We start from the raw sequence: 20,457 nt of genomic DNA, 5'->3' as shown, positions 1-20,457 counted from the left end.
GCTTCTAGATTGCCCTCGCTGTTTCTAGTACAGCCTTATTTGAGAACGATCGTCTTAGAGCGTCTACGTTTTAACTTCTGGTGGGAAAGCCAGCCGAACATCAAGGCAACCGGAACTCCTGCGATCACGCTAGGTTCCGGGATTACCTCAGAACTCGTCAATTGCACCGTGCCGTAAGCGAGACCAGTATTATTAAATGCAGCGGCAAAGCCATTACTCGATATGGCAAGCGATGAACTTTCATCACTCGTGCCAACCAGAAAACCCTTGAGTTGATAGCTTCCTGTATCGGTTTGGTTGAATGAAAAGTAAGTAGTAGAACGACCAATCGAGGAGTCGTTCACTTGTGTGTAGCGACGGTTGAAGAAATCAAGAGAGAGGCTAGTTGGTCTCTGAGCATAGTAGCCAAACGGTGGTCGTGCATAGGGATCGAAAAAGTTATTCTCGTTGTACTGAATTTGGGATTCATCGAACGTCAAAGTTCCGAAACCCTTTGTTCCGACTGGCGGCAGTCGATCGGAATCAAAAGATCGATCAACTGTTATTTCAAAGTTACTAACGATCGTCGCATTGAGCGGACTGGAAATGCTGCTGAGTCCAATCCAACTGATCGTCGCAAGAACAGTCGAAAAAGTACGCATGATAAAACCATCGATACGATGACTAAATTGTAGGTCTGCGAATCAGTCTTGGGTAATGCAAAGAATTAATTTGTAAATCAAAGAGCCATGAAGATCAGAAGTTCTGACGGTCATCCTTCGCGTTGCTGCACATTCTCAAGCTGCCGTCCCAAAAGCTCAAGAATCTCAGCCCTAACCAAATCCGGTAATTCCTCCCATTGATCGCTATTCGCAAACAGCACGACAACAGAATCGGCAAAGACCGTAAAATCCTCAAACCCATACTCATCAAACTTCTTCAGCAATAGATCCAACGTCCTCACTGCCCTAACTTCCTCTTAGTCCCCGAAACTCTACTCAACTGCTTCAACGCCATGCCTACGGTCAAACACACGCCTCCTGTAATGTATAGTCCTTTATTTCCAGTTCCCAGTCCTACAAATCGCACGACCGCAAACGAGAACAGTGCAGCAACCAGAATCGGCATGATGACAATGCCCTGAGTGTGTTCCACTTTGTCTTGCTTCATCCCCAATTTCTCGCGCTGAATCACTTTCCGCGCAATCATCGGATTCCGTCCTGCAAGTGGCTGCAATTCCGCGATTCTCGACTGATCAATCTGCAATCCGAGTCTCTGCGCTTCCGATGTCATCACACTACGGATATGAGCATCGGAGGGCAGTTCTAATTCAACTTCCAACATTCGCAGAAACACATCACGACCAGGATTGATTGGACTGAAGGCGACAACTCTGACTCCGGATGCGATCGCATCTTCCAACCAGTACCGAATACTTGCAGGAAGTCGTTTCGCTTCAGGCAGGATAAAGAGCCAATCATCAGAAGCATTCGAGAGAATTTCATCCTTCATCTCATCAACGCTCATCGGCTTGAATTTGCCTTCTCCGACTTCAGTTTCAGTCGGACATCCAACCTGTTCAGCCAGCGACTTGAAGAAGATTTTCGTCGTGCCCTTATAGGTTTCGGTGGCACAGGTAAATTCACCCTCAAAACGATCGCGCACAGAAACAGCGAGATCATCTACTCCTGATCCCGCTTCTCCAATGACAAGAACGCTGTGACCGGATTCGACCACAGCACACACCTTATTTAGAGCATCGTCATTTACGCCACTTGGCGACTCTGGCGCAGTTGTTCCATTAACTTGTCCGCGATCGCGCTTGGATGAAAATTTGGGCGAGTTGCCTCCTCGGTACGTTCGACTTGCGCTTTAAGGTCTTCAGGTAGATCGTCCTTGGTCATCCGGTTCGCGACTTCTCGAACGACTTGCGGAATCATTGCCAATTCGGAAGCCTTCAATTCAGCGGCTGCTCGAAAGATTTGCTTGCCCAAACCATTCTCGATCGTCGGTTCTTCCACTGCGGGGATCGGTTCTGCCAGGTCGCTACCTTCTACTGCTGCGAGGTTAGCAGAATTTACAGGTGCAAGTTCTCCACCTTCACTATCAATAAATCCGTCCATCTCTCCGGTTTCTCGAATGTGGTGATCGAGTCGCTTCATTCGATCAAATTGTGATTGGTCGAGGTAAGCCTTTCCTTTTTCATCTTTGTGAGCTTTGATGCCGAGAAACTTTAATCGCTCGTAATACTGAGCAGATTTGATATCAAATTCTCGTTGAACTTCGTCCGGTCGGTACTGCATCTCAGTAGTGGAATTCTGGTTAGCAGTGGCGGAATTCTGGTCAGTCATAGCGGAAAACATTTGAATCAACTGTGCATATTATGTGAGTCTCGCAAAAAAATTCGTGTCCGAGACTCTACCGGAATTCTGACCAACCACCGTAAAGACTTGATGAAGACCAGAAATCGGAATGTTTCACAATTGAACTGAGCAAGTTCAATCTTTCTCACTGTAATTATTTACAGTTAATTCTCACTCTCAGTTAGGAATCCCGCTGATCATAGGGAGATATCTTAATAGGCTCTATCTCGATCGTTGGATGCAAAATTGGCAACCATGCGAGCAGAAGAAATCCAACCAATACAGGCGACGCAGAAGGCTTTTTCAGATAGTATCGTCGCTCTCCCTCAACTAATCGAGACTCAATCACTCCGGCAATGTGTAAGTTTCGGGTCTGTCGCCTCACCTGTTCATAGGTCAGTCTCGATCTCTTAACTAATTCGTTGCGGGTAAGTCCGTCTGTCTCATTGAGAATTGCCAGAATGCGCGATCGCGTTCCTCGTCCCTGTTTGGTTTGTTCGTATATCGACAGCATGAGATAGTACAAAACTGCTCCTGTCAAAGTGCCCGATGAGGAGAAAGCGATCGACAGAAGAGAAGCGATCGCGCAGATTTCCAAACTGGCTGCATAAATTTCAGAACTTCATCGTGGAAGTAATCAAGAGAGCGATAACACCCTCTGAGTTTTGCTCTCTTTCATGCCTCTACTTACCCCCAAGGAGATCTATCATGCAATTGAAATATCGTGGCTGCTCTTACGACTCCAACTCCACCAGCGCTCAAGTGGCTCCCTCCAACCCGACCCTTATTTACCGAGGAGTCAAATATCAACAAAATTCTGCGGCTCCTCAACTTGCAACATCGCAACGTCAGACCTTGACCTATCGGGGATCAGCTTACTTTGCTTGCTAGTGCTTTAAAACAATCAGGAGCGCGATCTCACCCTCACTTTATCCGAGATCGCGTTCCTCAGCGGTAGGGTGATGGTTTTCAACTTTCAAAGGGCTGGATCACAATTCCACCAAACCGCGCTTCATCTGCCCAGCACTTTACGCCTTCGATGTAGCAGATGTGGTTTTCATTCTCCTCGCTAGTCTCAACCACTACGGCTTTGAATCCACCATTGAATGAGACGTTATAGAAGCCCAATTTTCGCCCTTGATCGTCACAAGCTTTATCGAAACAGTTGTTGCAAACTGACTTTGGGTATCGCGCCCAATGTGGTACTGGAGTTGAACAGATGGGGCAGGGATGAAATTCGGTTTCGCTCATATCGTTGGGATTGCTAATTGTGCTAGGGTCAGCAGTCATCAAAGCTCATTTCTTAGGTTTGAGTTTGTCACAATCGCGATCGCTCTTTGTACCATCGGGCATTATGGTATTGCAGAGCAGCGTCCCATCTAGAATTGGCTCAAACATAATTGCGTCCTTCAAGTTAGCGAAACTTAGATTTGTATCTCTGAGATCCGCCATACTAAGATCTGCTTTACTAAGGTCTGTTCTACTAAGATTCACTCTTCTTAAATTTGCTGCACGTAAGTCTGTTCCGCTCAAATTTGCTCCATCTAAATTTGTCTTTTCCAATCTTGCAAGATTCTCATAAGACCGAAAAATCATCACTCTAGACGGCTCCTTATTCCCCATCTTGCGCTCGGCTGACAAAATTGAATCCGTATCAGGTAAATTTAGCTCAGATAGGTTGATCCCAACTAGGTCAACCCCAGCTAAATCGATTTCAGATAAGTTGCTTCCACTCAGATTTGCTTCTCTTAAATTCGTTTGTCTAAGATCGAGGACTGGCTTTTTCGCTTGAAGGAGTTTCGCTTTATGTAGAAACTTGATGAGTTGTCCTTGTCGCTCTCCGTCCAGTTCTCTCAAAGCTGTTAACGTTCGTGCCTGTGCAACAATTCGAGATTCATCATCTGCGTTCGCAGTCCGTAGCCCCCGATCAAATAACAACGTCGAAATCTGGTCAAAATATCGATTCAGCGTCTCCTGTTTCGCTCGATCGTCTGCAATCTGCTGATCCTTTTCCCGATTCGCCTGGGCAATCTCCAAATCTCTCTGTTTCGACGTTTCTTGCAAATAGAACGCACCGATCGCCAAAGCAGTCGGCACAATCAACAATTGCAACACATCCCACAGCTTTTTTCCTTAAAGCCTGCCCAGTTCCAAAATCTGTGAAGCGGCGATCTCTTTTTCTCATAACGAGACTTTGCGGCTGAAGGCAATGAAGGACTTGTATTTTTTTGTAACTCTAGCTTTTTTTCTGAATTATTATTCGTCGATTCTGGGGGCGTTGGTTGCGTCATCGTTGAAATGGAGACTCAATACTCAACTGATACAGCCAATTCCTTGAGTATTTCAGAATTCTCTGTGGTTAATTAATAATCTCTATCGCAACATCGCCCCTCACAATTCCGCCTGCTGCGAATACACCCCGTCTCAGCAAACCGCTGCCCATGCTTCCTCACTGTCGGATAAGCCAACCACTGAAGCGGAATACCTGTCAGCTTCCAAACTAATCTACCAAAGGAGTGCAATACATCCGAACCCTCATCTAAACTTGGCTCAGTGATGAACTCTTTCAGTTCTGCCGTGAATGCTGACTACTGCGATCGAATTGTGGGCAGGTGACAGAGATCGTAGACTGCCATTCCAGTTCTGTAGTGGTTGAACATCCCCATCATTACTTCGCTCTTTATCGTGTTCGCAACACTGCATAGCGTATCAATGAATATCTGATTGCTCTGAGAGTTGCTTTTCGCCATTCATGTACGCATCCAGGCTCGCTGAAAAATCTTCGGGAGCTTCCACTTTAATCTGTCTCAGTCGGCTCATGATTCCACCCTTATTTGATTGTTTCCTCTGAATGACAAATTGCTGAACAATTCTGTAAAGCTCATCAAGCTCCTGCTCACTCAGTTGATCAAGTTCTGCATCAATCAATTCTCTCAGGGTCATAACTAGAAGAGGGTAATTAAATTTAAGAGTAGGGGAGATTCCTATACCAATAAACAAATGCCTGCTCTCCTGCGAATCATTCTAAGCCAGTCCAACGATGAAATGTTGAGCGAATTGCGGGTAGTCTTCGAGTGTGAATGGATGGGAACTCTCTGACATTATGATTTCTTCCTACCCTGTTTTGTTTGTTCGTAGATTGACAGCATAAAACTGCTGCTTTCCATTCAGTTGCATTTCCGTAACAAATCAGGCTATTCCTGCGAAGACGTTAGAAAAAAATCAAGAGTAGTATAATCAATCACGGTTTATTAGTGATGGTACTTAGAAATGAAACCAAGCGTCGTATTGTTTGCAATCAGCACAATAGTTCTGGCGACTCCCGTTTATGCCCAGAATTGAAAACTAACTCAGGCTGTATACCGAGATGGAAATGGAAAGGGATTTGAGTTAGTTTTCAGACCACCTACTTCGAGAAGTGTGACAGTTTATGCTACGGCTGTCCTTAGAAGCAAGTCTCAGGACGAATTATATCGGTTCAATCTCTCACAGTCACAGGGATATGGCTCAACCTCACTTGCAGATACTAGGGCTACTTCCGAGAATTGGCAGGACAATAGCTTTATAATCAACTTCTTTGATAGCAATCTCAAATCTGCCTCAATGCTATTAGGACGGGAAAGCATCGTCCCCAAATACGCCTTTATCAACGGTTTAGGCAGTCGTGATTATTACAACAGAAGGCAATCAATTTCAGAGAGCAATCCTCTCATCGGTGATACGATGTGGGTCTTCAACCGTTGTCAATCTAGGTAATCAAGCACCAACGCTTATGGTAGGGGAATGCCTGCTGCCTTCAATGCCAGTGTAAGAACCATCTTAGCTGCTTCACTCACGGTTGTCTCACTGGCTTTATTTGCCATCGCCTTACTCCACAGCACCATTTTTCCCATCAGGGTAGGGTCTGTCTCCGCTTGCTTCGCCATTTCCGTCGAGACTTGCTGTTGAGCATCCTCGACCGTAACACCCTGATTCTGAAGCTGTTGCAATAAATCCTGAATTTGCTGTGCCGCTTGGGTGAGGTCTTGGCTCATGTTGACATATTGAACATTGCTGATTTGACTACCTGCTTGGGCAGTATCAACAAAGTTACCAATGCTCGAACCGCGAAAGTCATATTTAGGGGATTCTTTCTCAGCCATTGTTTTGACAATCTCCATTAAATTCGTGTTGTTTTGTCGGTGAAATTCGAGTTGTTCTTGGTATAGCGAAATCTGACCGTCTTTGGCTTGTAATTCGGCTTGATAGCGTTGTTCTTGGAGTTGTAGTCTCGTCTCATAGAGTTCTTTTGCATGACTCTCAATCGCTGCCTTATCCGCTTCTGGCGGCACTTCTAAACGAATGACGAAGGCTCCACCGCTTTTCTTCTCAATTCCTTGGATGGAGAGATTATTGTATTGCGATCGCAGTTCTTGAAAAGATTGGAAAAAGGCTTGCCAGGCGATACCATCTGCGAAGATGAGATCAACGGTTTCAAGAGCTTTTTGGAAGAGCGTGCCAAACCCTCCTAAGCAGAATACCTGGTTAGGGTCACTCGGACGGCGCTCTCCTTGCCTTTCCTTTAAATAGATGTAATCACAAACTACATCTGTTAGTTTTGTAGCACTGTGCGTGTGCCAGTTCTCAATACAAGCTCCTGTAAGAATTGCTTTCTCAAATGAAGTGCCTAACGCCTTTACTGACTTAAGATCTGCATTTGTTAAATCTGCATAATCAAGCTGAGCCGAGCAAAGATCTGCTCGGCGAAAATTAACCTTTTGCATCTTTGCATGGCTGAAATTTGCTTCAACTAGCAGAGAACGAACAAGGTTGGCATTTCCTAATTCCGCAAAGCTGAGATCAGATTGGTAGAGTATAGCCCCATTGAAGGTTGCACCCGTTAGAATCGCTCCTCTCAAATTGGCATTACTGAGGTTAGCACCCGTTAGATCAGCGTTAAGCAGACTGACTCTTGCTAAATTAGCTTTTGAGAGATCAACTCCGCGAAAATTTGCGTTATTTAGGTGAGAGACACCTTTTAGTTGGTCAAGCCGCAAACCTCTAAGACTCGGCTTTTTGATTCGAGGATTTTCTAATCTCCAAGTATTCCATCGATTAACGCCCTCAGCAAGAATATTGCAATAATTGTCAGGCATGGCTAGATACCCCGATCATCTGTCAGTAGATCATGAGCTTGAGCAAGTTGTAATACTGAAAGCGTGAATCCGTCGCGAATCTCACCACTACGAATCTTAGCTTTGACCTCTTGAGTGGTGAGCGTTACGGTGTCCGAAATGGATTCTCCTTCTTCAGGACAAGGAGCCGCATCTCCTGGCTTTAATCGAACAAAATAAGCTTGTGCTGAACCTGCTAGGAGTCCAGTATTCGAGTAAACCTCTCCAAGATTGTAGACAGCATCAATCTCAAGCCCTAGTTCTTGTGAAAGCTCAGTTTCTACAGCTTCTTCAAGAGTCTGAGATTCTTCTCTGTATCCTCTAGGGCATTCCAATTCCCAGTGCCGAGTCGCGTGTCTAAAGATTTTATTGAGGTAGATTAAGTTGTCTCGTACAGGGAGCATGACAACTCCAGCTTTACCCGTCAAAGATGCTCGTTCAATAATTCTGAGATATGTTCCAGCTTGTCCATTCTTGAAGATGACAGGATCTCGAATCACGAGAATATAATCATCTTCAAACACAATTCCAGTCTCACTAGCCTGCGGAGCGGACTCTGATGAAGCAATAGATTTAGATCGAAGTTTTGCTTGAACTGTCCCAATAACTTCTGAATCAGTCGCAATTTCAATTTCTCCTGATTTGTAGTTGCCTAAGTAGCGAAACTGTTCTGGTAAACGCGATAGATAGTGATTACTGTGAGAGGTCATACGTTCGTTAAAAGGTTAGTGCTGTACTACAAGTCTGTGCCAGGAGTAGATCCGTCGATATATCCATCATCACTTTCATCATCAAAATCGTTCAAGTGTTCATCTGGCTCAAATAGATGTTCAAAAGACGCAATTTCTGCGCTTTCACAAATTGCCCGCATCTCTTGACCACGTTCTTCAGTCTCTTCAAACGAAAAATGTGTTGATTTTTGTGTAAGATCTTGCAGATTTTTCGTATGTGCTACATAAGCTAGCCTTTTGGATTCCTCACTCGCCCCTAAAAAGTTTCTAACGCTTGAGATCCACTCGTCGTTCTGCATAATCTCCCATATCTCTTTCCATCTGCTTTTTCGTGATCGAATCCATTTTTCTAGCAATAAGTCGTCGCCTGTAATCGAGATTCTGATTTGATCTCGCTCTCCAAGTTCTGCACTTTCTTCACTAAGATTCTGAGCCAGAATGACATACGCGCTGGTCGTAGACTCGATTGTGGTTAAGATACCTGTTTGCGCTCCCACTGCCTTATAGATCACAGCGTTGTAGCAGCTATCAACATACTCAACTACACCAGAGTAGATTTCATCATCATCAATGTACTGTCGTCCTTCAATGCGTACATTGCTTCGCCTAGTAACATCTACACCTCTATCGATCAAGGTAAGTAATCCTTCTCTTAATCCTCTAAATTCTGGTTGATCCATTAATTGATCAGGAAGATTAGTAGCATTCGCTAGGTTATTAACGTAATCAGACATTGCAGAACCAAGATTTCGAGCAGTAAGCTTTCCCTCGTTCTCAAAGTAACGTTCTGAAAAGTAGTGATCCAGCTCCTGAATTTGAGAAAAGAAGTGCAAGAGTGAACCATCAGAAGCCATCTCCCTTTCAATCTTGGTAAAGCTATCATTTTCTAACATTCCAGCAAGCCTGTTTCTTAGACTTGTGTCTTGATTCAGCCCAGGAAGTGCAGAAAGAACAAAATTCTCGCTCTCGAAGAATGAGGAAATCATCCTACGATATGAAGCATACCCCTGCCGAGGGCAGAGGAGGAAAGGATAACAAATCCACTCTCTGTCTAACTTTCGGGGGCACACTCTCAGTGCATCAGTGACAATTTCTAAAAAACCAGTAGAGTCAAAACTATGAGGTTCAGGCACTACTATACGCCTTCCTAGCAAGAGTGAGTAAATCAGTTCAATCTCCGCTTGAACTCTTCTCTTATTTAAATCTCTTTCTGACAGTTCCGCATATCTAACCGAATCGAAGGACTCAATAAAGCAAAGAGGTTGCTTCTCTCCATCCAAAAGCTTCTTAAAATTCATGAGTTCACATCTACTCAGAGACCTGAGTAGTACAAGATGCAGCTTTTACAACTTCAACATTGCACCCACCTACACTCGAACCAAGCAATAGCCTGAAGCTTAGACTATTCCGACGCAGAAATAAAAATTGTGTTCCTGAATATCATTCCTCCAGTTTGAGATTTACATCCTCCAACTAGAAAACTTTAGAGCATTTTTTCTCTGTTCAGTGATACTGTAGCTTACTGCGAACTGTTTAGTGAACAGTTCGGTCACTACATCTTTCGTTACATAATTTCCCAAGTGGAAAAATTCGATTGAATTCCAGCGTTGAAAACTTCGCCTCACTTCTCCAACAATTTCAACGTTTCCCCAATCGGCGATCGCACTCCATAAACCGAATTCTCCACATCCGCATATTTCGCCTTGGGAATATACCGGGAGCGCTTCTGTCCCTTCTCTTCCCAGTGCAACCAAGCCTGTTTCGTCTCCCAAATATCCCCATTCTTCCGTTTACGTCGCACGGTATGAAACTCGATCCACCCACAAGAATGTGTGATGGGGGGTCTTTTCTTAATACCTGTAGTGTCATCTTCACCCCCCAGCACTCTTTTTGTAGCGTGTCCATTTGGGGACGATTCCGACTCCTCCTGATCAAAGAGATTCAGTTGCAACCGAGTTGAGTCGCGCTGATGTCCGGCGAGTTCAACCAACTTCTGATCAGGCTGTGATTCATATTCCGCAGGTGATTCGCAGACAGAAGAAAGACGATAATTCATACCGCTCCCTCTGGCTTCTCAGCTTGATCGACATCCGGTTCTAGAATCACTTGCTGATGATCTTGTTCAGCTTTCTGAGTCTCTTGCCAAGTGCGATCGCGCTTCCTCAAATTCATTTGCTGAGTCAAGTCCTGAATTTTCGCTAAAGCCTGCCGTCTCGCCTCAAACTGGTTCCGTAAAGTAATGCGCCATTGTTCTCGATTGATGCGATCGAGTTCGGCACAGATCTCGCGTTTAAACCGCCAATCAATCGTTCCCAAAACTCCTGGCGATGATCCCTGCACCCAGTTCCCAGCCGAGCAGTTTTGGCAAAGCGGTAACTTATCCTCATTGGGTCGGTAATCCGGGACGATCAGGGGCATCAGACTACTTGCAATGAAGCCACTGTCTTCACAGCAAAAACAAGTCCATTCCGGTCGCCACATTTGACGATCGTGCCGTTGCTCTGGAGAAGAAATCGGTTCTCTAGGAAATTGAGGGAGTTGAGACATGATGAATCCTCCCTAGTACAAGCCTTGTTGCTGCGCCCATTCATAGAACGATCTGCGCCTCCGCTTCTCAGCTTGATCAACGCATAACCCGATCCAACCCAACCCCTCATCATTTAGGGCTGCAAGGTACTCGTTTTGGAGCGGATGTACTGACCAGTCAATATCGGGCACGGGCGCGGCGGAACGCTCAATTTGGAACTGATCCCACAACGTTTTGAGGTGGGCTTCGATCCATCGCTTCGGTAAAGTTGGACGCTTTGGTAATTCTTCTATTTTCTTCAAACAAAACTTTTCAAATTTCTCTCTCTCTGCTTCTGGGATCTGAGAGAGAGATGGATCAGTTTGATCTTTCTGATCTATATGAGGCGCTCCAGAATCTATATCTGGTGCGGGTTCTAGCGCTTCATTTTCTCGCTTTTGAGACAACTTTCTCAAATTTGAGACGACTTTCTCATTTTTGATACTGGAGTCTCGTTTTTGAGACGACTTTCTCATTTCTGAAACTTCTGTCTCATTTTTGAGACTATTTTCTGTCAAAAGTTTTCTAGCTCCGACTAAGTTGCGGAACGCAATCTTGGCAGGTTGAGTATCGAATAGTCCTAGTTCTTGAAGTCGTGCGATCGCTCTATAGAACGTTGGCTTAGAAAGATTGCACTCGGTCAGTATGGTTAGTAGATCGAGGTCTTGGTAATGCTCACCAAAGGGATCGATCGTCACTAAATAGCTCCAGAGTCGCCATTCTGCGGCAGTTAATTTGGCAGCACGAAGCGTTTGAGCCAGTTCAGCAGTCAGAGGATAATGCTTAGACATCTTGCACCTCTGAAATCGTAATCGAACTGAATGAAGGCTGTGTGTGATTTACTACAGACAGTGAAGATTTTTCACTCTGGATAGATGTCGAGTGAGTAGGCGAAGATTAAGCATTCATAATTTAGAAAACAAGATACTTGTGCCCTATCTGCTCCAAACAGGTAGGGCGTTTACTTTCTGAAGGTCAAACGCTTGAGAGATTAAGAAGCTGCTTTCTCAGGCTCAGTTCCAATGAGTTGCTTGATTCGTTCCTGTACCTTTCTTGCGAGTGCAGCATCTTGTCTTCTCAATTCCAGCCCTTTGAGCAGGTCTGTTTTCTCCATTCCTAGCCGTTTAGCAAGCACGTTTAAGCTTCGTTCTGATAGCCCTCTCGATTTCGTCCATGCCGCAAAATCACTCGCTCCAAACCCAGTTAGAGCGGCAAGATCAATATGACGGGCATAGCGAATATCTTCGATCGTCAATTTCACAGCAACCTCTTGAGAAGTCTTCATGTGATGAGTTTCCATTTAGAACGAGTGGATTATAGGAAAATATAATCTATTATACTTTTGTATAATCACGGAAAGGGAAAGGTGACGATGGCACAATAAAAAATCCCCTGCCGATGACAAGGGACGAGATTCGGCTTGATCGTGAATTGAAGCTAAACCTACTCTTCTTCCTTTGCAGCTTCAGAAGCAATGGTTTCATCCTTGTAGGCTTTAGCGACCAGATTTAGCATATATTCGCGCTGCTCTTGGGTGAACACCTCAAGAATCTTCTCTACGCTGTCTATTCTTGGATTCTTAATTCCATTGCGAAAGTGGCTAATTTGTGTAGTAGTTAAACCAGTTTTCTCAGCAATTTCAAGTCCGGTCAGTTTAAACCGAAACATTGTATCCCTAAAAGCATTCGCGAACTTCATTGCCAATAGACCTGCTTCATATGTGAGTCATAAGTAATTGTCTGATACACCAACCGTATTCAGATTCAACAATCTTTTACTTGAACCTGTAACAAATTACAAGATCGAAGAATCTAGAATTGTATTTTCTTATAATATATTATCTAATAATATAATCCTGATGAGAAAGTAACTAAGGTCATGTTAGCCCTATTCAATCTTACAGGCGTATAGCCTTCAGGGTTTTATCGCCACTTTGTTCGTCAGCAAATTTCCTCTATTCTAATCTGGAGTTCCAATTGAGACTTGCTTCTCTTCTACAGGAAACCGCAGCCCGATATCGCTCAGCCGTTCACAGGGTTTTAGAAGATTGGTCGCCCGTATGTGGATGCGATCGACCTGGTTCTCACCCAACCTGTGAAGCCTGTCCATGTCTGCCTGTCTTTGAAAGACTTTTAAGACAAAAAATGCATGAAAAGACGATTGAGCCAGGAACTACCCCTTCAGCCCGTAATAAAAGCACCCATGCCGCGACCGACCCGACCTCTATTTCCAGATCACAAGTTTGATTTTGGCGATCCGGCTTGGGTAGTTCCGATTCAACAGGGAGGACCGATCGAAGCAATATGGTATCGACAGAATGATGATGCTTGGTTATATCGCCTCACTGGGCTGAGCCAACCTGAAAAATGGTGGCACGAAGAAAAGCTAGAGAACGCTTGTCCAGATTGCGGTCAGTCCTGGAGCGGTATGAGAACTTGCCAGTGTGGACGATCTCCAGATGAGTGAAACAGAACCCGCCAAGGAAAAAATGATCCGCTTCACTGCGGATCTGCCTGAATCTCTGCATCGTCGTTTCTCGATTTATGCAGCGAGAGAAGGCAAGGATAAAGTTGTACTGTTGCGGGAGTGGCTGGAAGAGAAGCTGAGAAACAGTGGGTGTTGATTTCAGCTCTCTCAATTAAGAATTGTGAATTAAGAGAACCTTATTTGGGTTTTCAAGTCTGCAAACTTAAAGTCTCGCGAGGGTATTTGATGATGAACCGCAAACTTGCTATCGTGCTGTTTGCTCTGCCCTTCGGAATGTCTGCTGCATTGACTAGATCTGCATCGGCAACTGATCAACTTGACAGACACCCCCCTGTCGTCGTAGCCCAACGATACGACGATCACGATGAGCAGTGGAACAACGACCCACGCTACGATAACCAACGTGACCGCAACCAGCAATACAAAGATCATCGGAATCGCAATCAACGACACGAGGATCGACGAAATCGCGATCGACGAGAGGCGATTCGTCGTGAGCAGCTTCGGAAGAATGAACTTCGGCGGCAAGATGGTTCTCGACGGAATGATTCTCGGTGGGAGCAGAATCGTCGTGATAACGTCCGCTGGGATCGAAATCGCCCTATCGATTCTCGCTGGGATCGAAATCGCCAAAATATTCGTAGAGTCTGGATTCCTGGACACTACGAGCGCGGCTTTTTAGGTATTGGTCGTCGCTGGGTTGAGGGTCACTGGGAAACCCGTTAAATTGCTTCAAAGCCTGTGAAAAGATCGCATCTACTACTCCACAGGCTTTTTTGTTGAACTATCTTAGATTCGGTTTATGGCAGCCTGAACCCTTTGAACAAATTCTGACTCTTGATCGCACGTCATCACCAATTCATCGATCGCTCTTGTCATTGCCACATAAAGCAATCTCGCTTCTTCTTCAGGGGAGCGATCTTTAGTCGGCATAAATCCCACACCCGGAACGAAGACCACCGGAAATTCTAATCCCTTGCTAGAGTGCATTGTTACTAATTTGATGCTTTGAGCAGTGGGATTGTAATTGCGGCTCTCGCTGTCACGATTCACCCATTCGATCGGAATGCCGACCTGTTCAAACTCACTGTAAATATTTTCACCCATGAATTTAGAGCGGTAGACGATCGCCATTTCGTTCCAGGCGATTCCTTGAGCATTGAAGCTTTTCGCGCGATCGATCAAATATTCTGTCTCTTTTCTAAAGCTGGGAAGTCGAATCAATTTTGGAAGAGGTAATCAGAATTATTGTGGGTTGTAAACATTACTGAACTTTTTTCTAGGATCTCCGGATATGGGGTAGTAATGCAGCCATTCTGAGGGGTTAAGTGTAGCAAATGCGACTAGTTATTTGATTTTCAATATGAGAGCGTTCTTTGCCACACCCTGCCAGATTAAGGGAGTCCTAGGATGAAACGATCTACTCGTCCGTTATGGCGTTTGATGACTGCAATCGCTACAGGTTTCGGAATTTCTACAGTAATCAATACTAGTGATTATCAGGGCTACTGGTATGGAACAATACGACGGGTTCAAACAGTTGACCTTAATATTTTGTCTCACATAGCACCTGCAAAGTTGTCATTAGCCTTAATGAAAGGTGACACTGACGAGCTAAAGCGTACTGTGGACAGTAATTATGGGCTGTTCGGACTTGTCGTGACAGACTGCACAACGACTCAAACTGAATGCCCTGGTCAAAAAATCCTTTTTGCTTCAAACTCGAAGAACCAGTGGAGATCGAGCTTAACGGTGGAGAGCTTACCTCAAAGTTCCTACGATTTCTTAATGAATCCACCCCCAATAAAAACGGAAAAAAGCTTTAAGAGTCCACACGAAGAAAATCGGGACGCAACTGGTAACAGAAACTCAGGTCAAATTATTGGGCGCGTTTACTATGTTCGCGGTATTCCGCCCACATTTCTAAATGATTATTGGCGTTGGATACAGAATCCTTTCAGTACGAGTGGCACTCATAAAGCTTACTTTGTGAATTCAATGCTGTCTCTGAATGTGGCTTTATTGGTCTGGGTCTTGGTCGAGTTTTTGCTTTATAGAAAACGAGTTTGGGAGGCAACTCTTCTTCGCGATGCCCAGAGAGTACAATCAGACCTTCAAGTTCAATTACAGGAAAAGTCCTCTCTTTTGTCAGAGCGAGAACAATACCGAGCAAAGCAAGAGAAGCGCAATCAAGAGTTAGAAGCTGTAATCGCTCAATATCATAACAAGCTAATCCAAACGGAATTAGAGCAGCAGCATAATGTAGAGCATCTGAGAAATCTAGAACTCCAGCTAGAAGAAGCACAGCAAGCGAAAGTTGAAGGACGGGAGCAGTTAGAAACAATCGTTCTGCTTCAGAACCAAATTAGTATTCAGCAACAGGAGAATGCAAAAACCGCTGAAAACCTAACGCGCTTACGTCATGATCTCAAAATTGCTAATCAACAAGCAGCTGAATCGAGCAACCGAATTCAAACCCTAAATGCTTCCATCGCTGCTCTCTCTCAAGAACGGAATGCAGCTATGGAGCATTCTACTGCCTTAGAAACTGAGCTTCAGGCTACTCGTACTCAGATGATTCAATCTACCCAATTACTCAGTACGTTACAACTTGCCAGCCAAGAAACAAGACAATCTCAAAGGTGGGGAAGAGATTATGAACAGTGCCTCGAAGATGATAACCAACAACTCAATCAATGCATTCAGCAGCTAGAACAAACACGTCAATCTATCTCTGATGAGCGTGATGACCTGCAATTCGAGGGTTGGGATTTGCAAGAGCAGCTAGACTGGCTTCAAAACCAATTCAAGGTTGCTCACATCCATCAACCTCCTCGATGGGTAGCACCGGATAGTTCAGGGCTAGATTCGTCTAATCTTCGTATTGCGATCGTGGGAGGACACCAAAGAATGCGTAACTGTGTATTGTCTCGACTTGAAAAATCTGGGCTAAACAACGTTGTCGAAATCCCCCCATTTTCTGAGAAGACGATTGATCAAAGCCGTCTCAAAAAAAAGATTTCTGAGTGCGATTTAGTAGTTGTAATTACGCGCTACGTAGGACACGAATTAACTGGAATGGTGTCTAATTTAAGGGAAAACGGTTCACTGCGGGGTGAGATAATGAATTTGAACTCGGGCAGGCTAAGGCGGCTTAGGTCTATCCTCATTTTTTAGCACATCATCATAAACCTGTTGATGCTGTTCCTTGCTAATCCAACGATTATAAGTTTGCCAATGAATTGTTGGGCTATGCCCCATATAAGCAGCCGCCACTGCGACAGGTAACTTGAATACTACTGATATCCGAATTGCATAAGCATGACGCAAATCATAGGGAACAAAGGGAATTCCTGCGCGTTTGAATGTTCTGGAAACTCGTTCGCCATAATCCTGATTGATTCGTGCAGTAAGCTTAGGAAGCTTCTTATTCCAGAGTTGCCATCGTTCTACCCATTCTGGATAAAATGGGTAGACCTCTCGTGTTCCAGTTTTACCATCCGTTACTTTTGCGACTAGAATCCGTTCTCCGGACTCACTATCTCGCCACTCAAGCTCAGTAAAAAATACTTCGTGATCACGAAGCCCATAGGTTGCCATCAATGCGTAAAGATATCTCTAAGCAGGGTTAGGAAGCTGTTCAATGGCTTGAGAAATAATCTTATCGGTGGGAATCGTTCTAACGACTTTCTTAGGACTATAGTTTCCGATGTAAGGTCCGACATCGACTTCAATTTGAGCGAATCTCGCAAACTGTCGTAGGAAGGTACAAGCAATCTGTCGTGATCTCGTGTTTGGCTTCGATTTTTGAGCAACTGAAATTATTGCAGATGGGCTTAATTCAGATGTTGCAGGTAGCCACTTCAAAGCAGGATTATAGTAGCGTTTTCTCCAAAGTACTTCAGCAGCTTCAGGCGTTTCGGCTTTTAACTGAGTATCTAGACAATACTGCTTAAATTTCTCAATTCAGGCTTGACACGTAGCAATGTCTGAATTTTCTTCACGATCTAAATACAACTGCCAATCAAATTCCTTGCAGGCAATAAGCGCACCCAATTTTCGCGCTTCTGCCTCTGCCCTTTCCAAACCAGCGGGGTTCGCATAAATTTTGAGCGAAACATCCTGTTGATGAAACTGGATTTTATGAGAATTTGGCTTAGGGGGAAGGGTCGCCCGCAGGTAAAGGCGATTTCCCTTTTGTCGAACCGCCACTCCAACATTAGCGGATCTCAACCGCTCATTGATTGCCTCAACAGTCAATTTACCCTTAACCACTTACCCTGTCTTCCCTAAACTTTCCCTAAAATATAGGGTATATTCTGCCATATTCTGAGATGCTCCCAGATATTCAGAATGCCTGAGATCCTGACAGGGTATGGGTTAGAAGAAAGCTGGTGACAAGACTCGAACTTGCGACCGGCTGATTACAAATCAGCTGCTCTACCAACTGAGCTACACCAGCGTGTACGATTCAGCAATTAGACATCATTGACTTGAGTAGCCAACAATTCATATTACTGCGTGCAATGTATATCGTAACAAAAGATTTGCATCGCGCACCACTTTTTTCAAAAAAAAGGCGTTTTTGTTGTCAAGTCGATCGTTTCGCCTGTGATCGGATGGGTGAATCGAATATCTCGTGCGTGCAGATGTAAGCGTTGATCTCCTTGTGAATTCCCATACAGTCGATCGCCGACGATCGCTGATCCTAATCCTTGAGCTGCATGAACCCGGAGTTGATGCGTTCTGCCAGTAATCGGTCGAAATTCAACTTGGCATGAACTCAGGACGCGAAAATAGGTCAAACAGGGTTTACCAAACTGATAATTGACCTTCTGTTTTGGACGATCGCTGGGGTCACTCCATAAAGGCAGATCGATCTGACCTTCTAACTCAGCAATTTCTTTTTCTAAGACCGCTGTGTAGACTTTATGAATTTGGCGCTGTTCAAATTGCTGGCTTAAGTGTTTGTAGCTGTGTGAATCGCGCGCCAGAATCAGTAAGCCAGACGTGTCTTGATCTAATCGATGAACGGGGATGAGCGGTTCAGAGAAGCGATCGAGAATACAATCCTGCCCATATCGCCCTCGGACGGAAAGTAACCCGGCAGGTTTATTAACGATGATGAGGTGATCATCTTGGTAGACTGTCTCAATCGAACTTGTGCCAGCAAGCAGAAATCCGAGCATGGGTTGGCAACGCTCCACGCAGGCTCCATAGAATTGTCCTGGAATTTTGTCTCCCATCGGTTCACCCCACCAAAACTCAGCCATTGCAATCGGCTTTAAATCATGAGTTGCAGCGTAATGTAGAAGCTTAGGCGCACAGCACTCTCCGGTTCCCGTGGGCATTGAGGTGAGAAGCTCGCTGAGCGATCGCGTTTCTCCAGCAAAATTTGTCACTCGATAGCTAGCATGCATCTGTGCTTGAAGTTGCTGCGAGAGTCGCTTACGTTTTTGTTTAAGCTGACGAATCTGTTCATCAGCTTGATCAATGATTTGTTTGAGTGGAATGAGATGTGAATCGCGATCGCGTTTTAGATTGCGTTTCTCAATGCCATCGCGTTTGCTTTGTTCATCTAATTCAAAAGCCAGATCTTGATTTTGTCGCTGCTGTTGGCGTTCGAGTTTTCGTTGGTGATGAAGGATTGAGAGTTGTTCAAGTTTCTGCTTGTATTCTGTCTCTAGAATTTTGTACTGCTGACGCTCAGGGATACAAGAGAGTTGAATTAATTGCTGCTGAATCGAGTTGAGTTGGGTTAAAGTTCTAGCTTCTTCGAGTTGCACGCGATCGCGACCCGGAATCGGCGGAACCCACCCTTCAACAACGCTCCGTCCATTTAGTAAGCCAGAAAAAGCTTTGAGAATGTGTTGCTCTCCAGAAGCAGACTGAGCTAGTAAAACGCCGTACATCTTACCTTCGCAAGCTGAAAGATTTTGCATCAATTGACGCGCAATCGCTTCGACAAATTTTGTGCGTGGTAGTCGTAGGAGAGTATTTGAGTTTGGACAAATTCCCTCATACCAATAGGTAACTCCATCAGGATCAAGCTGCGATCGCATGTTTTGCTAAAACGCCTTCATAGTAGTTCTGCAATTGCTTGGTTGCAGATGACCAACTCCAACGCTCTGCTTCATGGCGGGCATTTTGGCGAATCATTTCTCGCGTTTCGGTTTGAGCTAAGAGCGATCGCGTGGCAACGATCGCACCATTCTCATCGGTCGGATCGAAGAGATAGCCATTCACGCCATCTTCCACAATGTCAGGAATTCCACCTGAGCGAGCCGCGACCACTGGACAACCTGCTGCCATTGCTTCGAGCAGCACTAAGCCTAAAGTTTCAGTCCGAGACGGAAAAACAAATGCATCAGACGAAGCAAAGGCAGAAGCTAGCTCTTGACCTGCTAAGTAACCCACAAAATTCGTATGAGTACCAGCAAAATGCTTTTCTAACACTTGCCGATTTGGACCATCGCCAACTAGAGCTAAGCGAGCATTGGGGATCGATTCGAGCACAGGTTTAATGCGATCGATTTCTTTTTCTGCTGAGAGTCGCCCCACGTAAAGCAGCAATGGAGCTTCGGGATGACCTTGAGAAAGCCGCGATCGCATTTCTAAACTTGCTAAATGCGGCTGAAACGTTTCAGTATCAACTCCTCGCTGCCACAATCTCACGCGCTCAATCCCGTGATCGGTCAATGCCTGCATCATTGCAGTAGAGGTGCAGAGATTGATTTCTGCTTGATTATGTCCTGCTTTCAGCAATTCCCAAAGCACACCTTCTAAAGCACCTAGCCCATAGTGCTGAAGATATTCTGGTAAATGGGTGTGATAGGAAGCAACGAGCGGAACATTGTGTAATTTGCTATGGAGTAAGCCTGCTAATCCCAACACTGCGGGATTGACGACATGAATCAGATCAGGCTTGAATCGATTGAGTTCATCCCCGATCGAAGGTCGCGGAAAAGCCAGCTTGAGTTCTGGATACAAGGGAAGCGGAACGCCTGAAACGCCGTGAATTCTTGCGCCCTTATATTCGGTTAGACCTCCATCAGGCGAGAACACAAGAACTTGATTACCCTGTCTTTGCAGATGATCGACAGTATGTTTGAGTCGGGTAACAATCCCATCAACTTTGGGAAGAAATGTCTCTGTAAATAGAGCAATCCGCATATTCA

General features: G+C 44.9%; 27 protein-coding genes and 1 tRNA gene. 5 read left to right on the top strand and 23 right to left on the bottom strand.

The window, feature by feature from the left end; translation table 11 throughout:
* Window positions 1–35: 35 nt before the first annotated feature.
* From OU814_RS28500 to OU814_RS28480, 5 genes are all read right to left on the bottom strand, one after another.
* Entirely contained in the window at window positions 36–641 is a 606-nt protein-coding gene (locus OU814_RS28500; protein WP_268242932.1) for a hypothetical protein, read from the bottom strand.
* A 110-nt stretch (window positions 642–751) separates the two neighbouring features.
* Window positions 752–943, bottom strand: a complete 192-nt coding sequence (locus OU814_RS28495; RefSeq protein WP_268242931.1) for a hypothetical protein — start codon at window positions 941–943, stop codon at window positions 752–754.
* On the bottom strand, window positions 940–1,716 hold the full coding sequence (locus tag OU814_RS28490) for a hypothetical protein (RefSeq protein WP_268242930.1): 777 nt from the start codon (window positions 1,714–1,716) through the stop codon (window positions 940–942). The genes OU814_RS28495 and OU814_RS28490 overlap by 4 nt, the downstream gene beginning before the upstream one ends.
* 29 nt (window positions 1,717–1,745) lie before the next feature.
* Window positions 1,746–2,330, bottom strand: a complete 585-nt coding sequence (locus tag OU814_RS28485; protein WP_268242929.1) for a hypothetical protein — start codon at window positions 2,328–2,330, stop codon at window positions 1,746–1,748.
* A gap of 193 nt (window positions 2,331–2,523) precedes the next feature.
* Window positions 2,524–2,856 carry a hypothetical protein gene (locus tag OU814_RS28480; RefSeq protein ID WP_268242928.1) on the bottom strand — a complete coding sequence of 111 codons (333 nt, stop codon included), beginning with the start codon at window positions 2,854–2,856 and terminating at the stop codon, window positions 2,524–2,526.
* A gap of 194 nt (window positions 2,857–3,050) precedes the next feature.
* Between OU814_RS28480 and OU814_RS28475 the strand changes: the two genes are divergently transcribed.
* A complete protein-coding gene (locus OU814_RS28475) occupies window positions 3,051–3,233 on the top strand; it encodes a DUF4278 domain-containing protein (RefSeq protein WP_268242927.1) in 183 nt (60 codons plus the stop codon).
* A 78-nt stretch (window positions 3,234–3,311) separates the two neighbouring features.
* Here the strand turns inward: OU814_RS28475 and OU814_RS28470 are convergent, their stop codons facing one another.
* The 11 genes from OU814_RS28470 to OU814_RS28420 all read right to left on the bottom strand — a co-directional run bounded on the left by OU814_RS28470 (window position 3,312) and on the right by OU814_RS28420 (window position 12,490).
* Window positions 3,312–3,632: a hypothetical protein gene (locus OU814_RS28470; RefSeq protein ID WP_268242926.1), complete on the bottom strand. Its 321-nt coding sequence runs from the start codon at window positions 3,630–3,632 to the stop codon at window positions 3,312–3,314.
* A gap of 6 nt (window positions 3,633–3,638) precedes the next feature.
* On the bottom strand, window positions 3,639–4,457 hold the full coding sequence (locus OU814_RS28465; RefSeq protein WP_268242925.1) for a pentapeptide repeat-containing protein: 819 nt from the start codon (window positions 4,455–4,457) through the stop codon (window positions 3,639–3,641).
* A gap of 594 nt (window positions 4,458–5,051) precedes the next feature.
* Window positions 5,052–5,285: a hypothetical protein gene (locus tag OU814_RS28460; RefSeq protein WP_268242924.1), complete on the bottom strand. Its 234-nt coding sequence runs from the start codon at window positions 5,283–5,285 to the stop codon at window positions 5,052–5,054.
* Between the two features lie 827 nt (window positions 5,286–6,112).
* Window positions 6,113–7,477, bottom strand: coding sequence for a pentapeptide repeat-containing protein (locus tag OU814_RS28455; RefSeq protein WP_268242923.1), 1,365 nt, complete (start codon window positions 7,475–7,477; stop codon window positions 6,113–6,115).
* 2 nt (window positions 7,478–7,479) lie between these two features.
* The gene (locus OU814_RS28450; protein WP_268242922.1) at window positions 7,480–8,205 is read right to left on the bottom strand and encodes an NUDIX hydrolase; all 726 of its coding nucleotides are present in this window, start codon (window positions 8,203–8,205) and stop codon (window positions 7,480–7,482) included.
* A gap of 26 nt (window positions 8,206–8,231) precedes the next feature.
* Entirely contained in the window at window positions 8,232–9,524 is a 1,293-nt protein-coding gene (locus tag OU814_RS28445) for a hypothetical protein (RefSeq protein WP_268242921.1), read from the bottom strand.
* Window positions 9,525–9,847: 323 nt separating this feature from the next.
* On the bottom strand, window positions 9,848–10,282 hold the full coding sequence (locus OU814_RS28440; protein WP_268242920.1) for a hypothetical protein: 435 nt from the start codon (window positions 10,280–10,282) through the stop codon (window positions 9,848–9,850).
* Window positions 10,279–10,773 carry a hypothetical protein gene (locus OU814_RS28435; RefSeq protein WP_268242919.1) on the bottom strand — a complete coding sequence of 165 codons (495 nt, stop codon included), beginning with the start codon at window positions 10,771–10,773 and terminating at the stop codon, window positions 10,279–10,281. The genes OU814_RS28440 and OU814_RS28435 overlap by 4 nt, the downstream gene beginning before the upstream one ends.
* A gap of 12 nt (window positions 10,774–10,785) precedes the next feature.
* Window positions 10,786–11,583 (bottom strand): hypothetical protein, encoded by a 798-nt coding sequence (locus OU814_RS28430; RefSeq protein WP_268242918.1) that lies wholly within the window; start codon window positions 11,581–11,583, stop codon window positions 10,786–10,788.
* 200 nt (window positions 11,584–11,783) lie between these two features.
* Complete coding sequence (locus OU814_RS28425) at window positions 11,784–12,077, bottom strand: hypothetical protein (protein ID WP_268242917.1); 294 nt, start codon at window positions 12,075–12,077, stop codon at window positions 11,784–11,786.
* Between the two features lie 158 nt (window positions 12,078–12,235).
* Window positions 12,236–12,490, bottom strand: a complete 255-nt coding sequence (locus OU814_RS28420; protein WP_017288588.1) for a helix-turn-helix domain-containing protein — start codon at window positions 12,488–12,490, stop codon at window positions 12,236–12,238.
* Between the two features lie 504 nt (window positions 12,491–12,994).
* Between OU814_RS28420 and OU814_RS28415 the strand changes: the two genes are divergently transcribed.
* The 3 genes from OU814_RS28415 (at window position 12,995) to OU814_RS28405 (ending at window position 14,005) form a co-directional block, all read left to right on the top strand.
* A complete protein-coding gene (locus tag OU814_RS28415; RefSeq protein WP_268242916.1) occupies window positions 12,995–13,258 on the top strand; it encodes a hypothetical protein in 264 nt (87 codons plus the stop codon).
* A complete protein-coding gene (locus OU814_RS28410) occupies window positions 13,251–13,415 on the top strand; it encodes a hypothetical protein (RefSeq protein WP_268242915.1) in 165 nt (54 codons plus the stop codon). Before OU814_RS28415 ends, OU814_RS28410 begins: the two co-directional genes overlap by 8 nt.
* A gap of 89 nt (window positions 13,416–13,504) precedes the next feature.
* Window positions 13,505–14,005 (top strand): hypothetical protein, encoded by a 501-nt coding sequence (locus OU814_RS28405; protein ID WP_268242914.1) that lies wholly within the window; start codon window positions 13,505–13,507, stop codon window positions 14,003–14,005.
* A 63-nt stretch (window positions 14,006–14,068) separates the two neighbouring features.
* On the opposite strand, the gene OU814_RS28400 is transcribed toward OU814_RS28405, so the two are convergent.
* Window positions 14,069–14,503 (bottom strand): 3'-5' exonuclease, encoded by a 435-nt coding sequence (locus OU814_RS28400; protein ID WP_268242913.1) that lies wholly within the window; start codon window positions 14,501–14,503, stop codon window positions 14,069–14,071.
* A 186-nt stretch (window positions 14,504–14,689) separates the two neighbouring features.
* On the opposite strand from OU814_RS28400, the gene OU814_RS28395 reads away from it, so the two are divergent.
* Window positions 14,690–16,456, top strand: a complete 1,767-nt coding sequence (locus OU814_RS28395; protein ID WP_268242912.1) for a hypothetical protein — start codon at window positions 14,690–14,692, stop codon at window positions 16,454–16,456.
* Here the strand turns inward: OU814_RS28395 and OU814_RS28390 are convergent.
* The 6 genes from OU814_RS28390 to OU814_RS28365 form a co-directional block, all read right to left on the bottom strand.
* A complete protein-coding gene (locus OU814_RS28390) occupies window positions 16,424–16,879 on the bottom strand; it encodes a hypothetical protein (RefSeq protein ID WP_268242911.1) in 456 nt (151 codons plus the stop codon). The genes OU814_RS28395 and OU814_RS28390 overlap by 33 nt on opposite strands.
* A gap of 18 nt (window positions 16,880–16,897) precedes the next feature.
* Entirely contained in the window at window positions 16,898–17,146 is a 249-nt protein-coding gene (locus OU814_RS28385; protein ID WP_268242910.1) for a hypothetical protein, read from the bottom strand.
* A 99-nt stretch (window positions 17,147–17,245) separates the two neighbouring features.
* The gene (locus OU814_RS28380) at window positions 17,246–17,554 is read right to left on the bottom strand and encodes a hypothetical protein (protein WP_017288578.1); all 309 of its coding nucleotides are present in this window, start codon (window positions 17,552–17,554) and stop codon (window positions 17,246–17,248) included.
* 114 nt (window positions 17,555–17,668) lie between these two features.
* Window positions 17,669–17,741 (bottom strand) — tRNA-Thr (locus OU814_RS28375).
* A gap of 106 nt (window positions 17,742–17,847) precedes the next feature.
* The gene (locus OU814_RS28370; protein ID WP_268242909.1) at window positions 17,848–19,341 is read right to left on the bottom strand and encodes an RluA family pseudouridine synthase; all 1,494 of its coding nucleotides are present in this window, start codon (window positions 19,339–19,341) and stop codon (window positions 17,848–17,850) included.
* Window positions 19,325–20,452 carry a glycosyltransferase family 4 protein gene (locus tag OU814_RS28365; protein ID WP_268242908.1) on the bottom strand — a complete coding sequence of 376 codons (1,128 nt, stop codon included), beginning with the start codon at window positions 20,450–20,452 and terminating at the stop codon, window positions 19,325–19,327. The genes OU814_RS28370 and OU814_RS28365 overlap by 17 nt, the downstream gene beginning before the upstream one ends.
* Window positions 20,453–20,457 lie beyond the last annotated feature (5 nt).

This window comes from Leptolyngbya sp. GGD, assembly GCF_026735145.1.
In the GTDB taxonomy this organism is placed as follows: Bacteria; Cyanobacteriota; Cyanobacteriia; order Leptolyngbyales; family Leptolyngbyaceae; genus Leptolyngbya; species Leptolyngbya boryana.
Note: the sequence above shows the minus strand (reverse complement) of the source record. Positions and strands in the feature narration are given on the sequence as shown.

Coding starts and splice junctions, on each gene's coding strand:
- OU814_RS28500 (WP_268242932.1), bottom strand. CDS start 641: ATGCGTACTTTTTCGACTGTTCTTGCGACGATCAGTTGGATTGGACTC.
- OU814_RS28485 (WP_268242929.1), bottom strand. CDS start 2,330: ATGACTGACCAGAATTCCGCCACTGCTAACCAGAATTCCACTACTGAG.
- OU814_RS28480 (WP_268242928.1), bottom strand. CDS start 2,856: ATGCTGTCGATATACGAACAAACCAAACAGGGACGAGGAACGCGATCG.
- OU814_RS28475 (WP_268242927.1), top strand. CDS start 3,051: ATGCAATTGAAATATCGTGGCTGCTCTTACGACTCCAACTCCACCAGC.
- OU814_RS28470 (WP_268242926.1), bottom strand. CDS start 3,632: ATGACTGCTGACCCTAGCACAATTAGCAATCCCAACGATATGAGCGAA.
- OU814_RS28460 (WP_268242924.1), bottom strand. CDS start 5,285: ATGACCCTGAGAGAATTGATTGATGCAGAACTTGATCAACTGAGTGAG.
- OU814_RS28455 (WP_268242923.1), bottom strand. CDS start 7,477: ATGCCTGACAATTATTGCAATATTCTTGCTGAGGGCGTTAATCGATGG.
- OU814_RS28450 (WP_268242922.1), bottom strand. CDS start 8,205: ATGACCTCTCACAGTAATCACTATCTATCGCGTTTACCAGAACAGTTT.
- OU814_RS28445 (WP_268242921.1), bottom strand. CDS start 9,524: ATGAATTTTAAGAAGCTTTTGGATGGAGAGAAGCAACCTCTTTGCTTT.
- OU814_RS28440 (WP_268242920.1), bottom strand. CDS start 10,282: ATGAATTATCGTCTTTCTTCTGTCTGCGAATCACCTGCGGAATATGAA.
- OU814_RS28435 (WP_268242919.1), bottom strand. CDS start 10,773: ATGTCTCAACTCCCTCAATTTCCTAGAGAACCGATTTCTTCTCCAGAG.
- OU814_RS28430 (WP_268242918.1), bottom strand. CDS start 11,583: ATGTCTAAGCATTATCCTCTGACTGCTGAACTGGCTCAAACGCTTCGT.
- OU814_RS28425 (WP_268242917.1), bottom strand. CDS start 12,077: ATGAAGACTTCTCAAGAGGTTGCTGTGAAATTGACGATCGAAGATATT.
- OU814_RS28420 (WP_017288588.1), bottom strand. CDS start 12,490: ATGAAGTTCGCGAATGCTTTTAGGGATACAATGTTTCGGTTTAAACTG.
- OU814_RS28415 (WP_268242916.1), top strand. CDS start 12,995: ATGCCGCGACCGACCCGACCTCTATTTCCAGATCACAAGTTTGATTTT.
- OU814_RS28410 (WP_268242915.1), top strand. CDS start 13,251: ATGAGTGAAACAGAACCCGCCAAGGAAAAAATGATCCGCTTCACTGCG.
- OU814_RS28405 (WP_268242914.1), top strand. CDS start 13,505: ATGATGAACCGCAAACTTGCTATCGTGCTGTTTGCTCTGCCCTTCGGA.
- OU814_RS28395 (WP_268242912.1), top strand. CDS start 14,690: ATGAAACGATCTACTCGTCCGTTATGGCGTTTGATGACTGCAATCGCT.
- OU814_RS28390 (WP_268242911.1), bottom strand. CDS start 16,879: ATGGCAACCTATGGGCTTCGTGATCACGAAGTATTTTTTACTGAGCTT.
- OU814_RS28370 (WP_268242909.1), bottom strand. CDS start 19,341: ATGCGATCGCAGCTTGATCCTGATGGAGTTACCTATTGGTATGAGGGA.
- OU814_RS28365 (WP_268242908.1), bottom strand. CDS start 20,452: ATGCGGATTGCTCTATTTACAGAGACATTTCTTCCCAAAGTTGATGGG.